The following is a 3,979-nucleotide window of genomic DNA, read 5'->3' as shown; positions in this document are numbered from 1 at the left end:
CGCCACGCTCCACAAAAGCTCAAGCCATGGCTGAAGCTCGGACGGTTCGATCGCCCCATCGGCACCTGGCTTCTGCTGTTGCCGGGCTGGCAGGGTATTGTGCTGGCCCTGCTCGAGAGCGGGCGCAGCTTTGGCTGGTATGAGGCGTGGCTGCTGGTCGGCTTTGCGCTGGGTTCGGCCCTCATGCGTGGAGCGGGCTGTGCGGTGAACGATATCGTCGACCGCGATTTTGACGCGCAGGTCGCCCGCACGGCTTCGCGTCCCATACCGTCAGGGCAGATCAGCGCCAAACAGGCGGCGGCCTTCGTCGTCGGTATCTCGCTGGTCAGCCTGTGCATCCTGCTGACCATGAACCTGCTGGCCGTGCTTCTGGGCTTCCTCAGCCTGTTCCTGGTAGCCGCCTATCCGTTCATGAAGCGCATCACCTGGTGGCCGCAGGCGTGGCTGGGCCTCACGTTCAACTGGGGCGCGCTATTGGGGTTTGCCGCCGCAAGCTATGGCGTCGCTCTGGGTTATGGCGGCTATCTCGGCCTGTCCGCAGCCCTTCTGTACGCCGGAGGCCTGTTCTGGACGTTGGGCTATGACACCATCTATGCGCTGCAAGACATCGAAGACGATGCCATGGCCGGCGTTAAATCGTCGGCCCGACGCCTTGGCAGCAAGGTGCGCGAAGGCGTCAGTATCTTCTATGTTCTGGCTGTCGTTCTTGCCGGTGCCGCAGGCTGGGTGGCCGGTGCCGGTCCGTTGTTCTGGGCAGGCCTTGCGCTCTACGCCGCGCATTTCATCTGGCAGGTCATCCGGTTGCAGCCCGAAAACTCCGCCTTGGCCCTGAAACTCTTCAAGTCCAACCGTGAGGCGGGATTGATCCTTCTGGCGGCGATAGCGTTTAGTCAGATCAGTTTTTGATCCTCAAGATCACGGATGTTCGTATGAAAACCGCGCGTACCCTTCGTTTGGCCCTGCTGGGCACTGCTGTCGCTCTAAGCCTTTCGGCGTGTAACCGCGACGCCAAGCCCGCGGAGGCTGAAAAGCCCGCCGCCAAGGCTGCTGTTGAAGGCCCGCTGACGTACGAGTCCACCACCCCCTACGCCAAGGTGAAGCTGGTCCTTCCCGAAGCTGTGAAAGCCTTCCCGGCCCTCTACCAAAAGCTCTATGCCGATGAAGTCGGGGCTTTGAAGGACTATTCCGAAGGCGCGCAATCCGACCGCAGTGAGTTTGGTAGCGCCGACCTGCCGCCGTACGAAAAGCAGATCCTTTACGGCACCCCCGTCGAGACGGACCGTCTGTTCAGCATGATCCGTACCGACTTCGACTATTCGGGCGGTGCCCATCCGAACACCACCGCCAAGGGTGTTTTGTGGGACAAGACCGGCAACAAATTTCTATCGGCTGCCGACCTGTTCGCCAGCGACGCCGATAAGGCCGCTATGTCGCGCACGCTCTGCGGTGCTGTGAACCAAGCCAAGAAATCGCGTCCCGGCTCGATCGCACTGGGCGGCCCGGGCACCACGTGGTCGTGTCCCGAACTGTCCAAGGTCGCCGTCGCGCTGGCCGGAGGCGATCAACCGGGCAAGGCCTCGGGCATAACCTTCCTGCTGGATGCCTATGCGGTCGGCCCCTATGTCGAAGGGCCCTATTACCTGACGGTGCCGTTTGCAGCGCTGGGCAAGGGTCTGAACCCTGTCTATGCCGCCGACTTTGCAGGCACCGGCAAGCAGGGCGACGTCACCAACGACCTTCGCCCTGCCTGATTACCTTAAGGGTTGAGGAACGCATCGATCAGGGCGTTCAGTCGTTCCGGTTGGTCGAACATGATGAAGTGGCGGCTGTCCTGTACAGCCTCCATTCTCACGTTCGGCAAAGCTTTATACTCGCGGGTCCACACCTCGGCGGACTTAGCACCGTAAGGGCTGGAGTTATCGAGCGCATATACCACCCAGAACGGTGTCGTCATCGACGGCAACCCTTCGCGCAGATCGGTCACCACAAGCTCTGAAATGGCGGTGGCTAGGGCCTGGCGGTCCGAGGCTATCGACGCATCGACAATCTCTGCGCGGCGCTCCTCTTTCAGCGTCATAGCGACGGCTGTCATTCCTTGCTGGTTACGGAACATCTCGTCCGACGCGCCAAGGATAGCCGTTCGCATTTGTTCGGCAGCCGGGCGAACGCTTTCGATGGTCGCGGTCGAACTAAACAGACTGCCGTAGAAGGGCAGACTGTCGACGCTCATCACCTTTGTGAGCAGACCCGGGTGATCCTGCGCCAGCTTCAGTCCCATCAGCCCCCCCATCGAATGCCCGATATACGCCGGACGATCCAGGGTACCGGCATAGATCGCCAGTTCGTCGATGGCCGGTTGAAGGAAGGGGCCATCGCCATGCGTCCATGGCACATCGCCAAACCCTGCCAACTGAACCAGATGAACCCGATAACGGGCGGACAGAGTGTTGGCCGTTTCTCTCCAGACCTCGCGTGTCGAGGCATAGCCCGGCACCAGGATCACGTCCGGTCCCTGCCCGACAACCTCTACCGAAATCCGGTCGCCATTGTCGGCGCGGGCCTCGGGCACCGCCCCGACCGACGCCGCAAACAGGGCTGTAATCGCTACAAACGCACGCACCAAGACTGAGCCAACTGGAGTTGAAATCGCCATCACAGGTCGTCCTTTGTTTAGCTTTGAATATGCGGGTTTTCGAAAACGTCTTCTACGGATTTTCCGAACAGGGCCGATATCCGGTAGGCCAGATCCAGTGACGGGTTGTGCTTGCCGTTTTCCAGCGCGATGACGGCCTGACGCGAGACGCCCAACTGTTCGCCGAGTTGTTCCTGCGTCCAGCCGCGCTCGACCCTCAGGAGTTTGAGACGGTTGTTCATTGGGTGAACCTTTCAACGCAGGAAATCACGCCAAACAGGCCCCACATGATGCAGTAGGCGGCCCAAGCGGCCGGTCCTTCGACGCCTGCGAAGGTTTCAAGGAAACCCCAGACCGTGAAGATCGCCAATGTCCCCATGCTGGCGATGATCAGGCGCCGCGCCGTCATAGCCTTTAGGAACTCGTCGGCCTTGTGCAGATAGTTCAGCGTCACACCGATCTGCCCCAGGATGGCGATACCGGGCACCAGAGCCAGCGCAATCAGCGCCCCGTCATGCACATTGCCGCTACGTACCGCCAGCGAGGCGGCCAGAATGCCCAGCACATAAAGCCCCATGGTGAGCATGGTGCCCCGCGCGTAGCTGCGGCCATTGGCCGTCGCGTCTCGTCCGTTCATTGGTCTTCTCCTTCAATGTAAGGTCAACCTGACATCGGATAAATGTAATGTCAACCTAACATTTTGTAAGGCCAGCATTACGCCTTGCCTTTCGCTGGCTTCGCGCCCAGTTTGCCGCCGTTTTCCGTTTCGCCATTCCGGTCGCAAGCCCTTGTCGCGCATCAAAAACCCCACCGATTTCATCCTCGGCAACACCCGCCTTCAGGCCGTGTCCCACACGCCGGAAATCCAGCTGTGGCTGGCTGACGAGATCACGCCCATCTGGCGTTTGACCGAGGAAGAACTGGACGAGATGGGCGTGCCGCCGCCCTTCTGGGCGTTCGCATGGGCGGGCGGTCAGGCTCTGGCCCGTTGGCTGCTGGACCACCCCCAAGAGTGCGCAGGCAAGACGGTTGTCGATCTGGCCACCGGATCGGGCCTCGTTGCGGTTGCGGCGAGGAAAACGGGCGCGACCTCCGTGCTGGCCGCCGACATCGACCCGTTCTGCGAGGCCGCTGTAGCGCTCAACGCCAAGGCCAATGATGTCGAGATTGCCTTTACCGACGCCAACCTGCTGAAAAGCCCACCGCCACAGGTCGATCTGATCTGCGCGGGCGACGTCTTCTATGAAAAGCGGATGGCCGAAGCGGTGCTGGAATGGCTGTTGGCGGCGCGGAAAAATGGCACGCGCGTACTCGTTGGTGACCCGGGACGAAACTATTTCCCTAAAT

Annotated in this window: 6 protein-coding genes; 3 read left to right on the top strand and 3 right to left on the bottom strand. The window is 61.0% G+C overall.

Annotation, left to right across the window (positions count from 1 at the left end):
* Both ubiA and OB03_RS05035 read left to right on the top strand, forming a co-directional pair.
* A partial coding sequence (gene ubiA, locus OB03_RS05040; RefSeq protein WP_461343408.1) for a 4-hydroxybenzoate octaprenyltransferase occupies window positions 1-906 on the top strand: 906 nt, incomplete at its 5' end.
* A gap of 23 nt (window positions 907-929) precedes the next feature.
* Window positions 930-1,751, top strand: coding sequence for a DUF3298 and DUF4163 domain-containing protein (locus tag OB03_RS05035; protein ID WP_461343407.1), 822 nt, complete (start codon window positions 930-932; stop codon window positions 1,749-1,751).
* Between the two features lie 5 nt (window positions 1,752-1,756).
* Here OB03_RS05035 and OB03_RS05030 read toward each other — a convergent pair whose 3' ends face one another.
* Genes OB03_RS05030 through OB03_RS05020 form a run of 3 tightly spaced genes read right to left on the bottom strand, consistent with a single transcriptional unit; the run spans window position 1,757 to window position 3,269 of the window.
* The gene (locus OB03_RS05030) at window positions 1,757-2,653 is read right to left on the bottom strand and encodes an alpha/beta fold hydrolase (RefSeq protein ID WP_461343406.1); all 897 of its coding nucleotides are present in this window, start codon (window positions 2,651-2,653) and stop codon (window positions 1,757-1,759) included.
* A gap of 17 nt (window positions 2,654-2,670) precedes the next feature.
* Window positions 2,671-2,874, bottom strand: coding sequence for a helix-turn-helix transcriptional regulator (locus OB03_RS05025; RefSeq protein WP_242914974.1), 204 nt, complete (start codon window positions 2,872-2,874; stop codon window positions 2,671-2,673).
* Entirely contained in the window at window positions 2,871-3,269 is a 399-nt protein-coding gene (locus tag OB03_RS05020; protein ID WP_461343405.1) for a hypothetical protein, read from the bottom strand. Before OB03_RS05020 ends, OB03_RS05025 begins: the two co-directional genes overlap by 4 nt.
* Before the next feature lie 151 nt (window positions 3,270-3,420).
* On the opposite strand from OB03_RS05020, the gene OB03_RS05015 reads away from it, so the two are divergent.
* A partial coding sequence (locus OB03_RS05015; RefSeq protein ID WP_461343404.1) for a class I SAM-dependent methyltransferase occupies window positions 3,421-3,979 on the top strand: 559 nt, incomplete at its 3' end.

The sequence above is a fragment of the Brevundimonas sp. GN22 genome (assembly GCF_054824005.1).
Note: the sequence above shows the minus strand (reverse complement) of the source record. Positions and strands in the feature narration are given on the sequence as shown.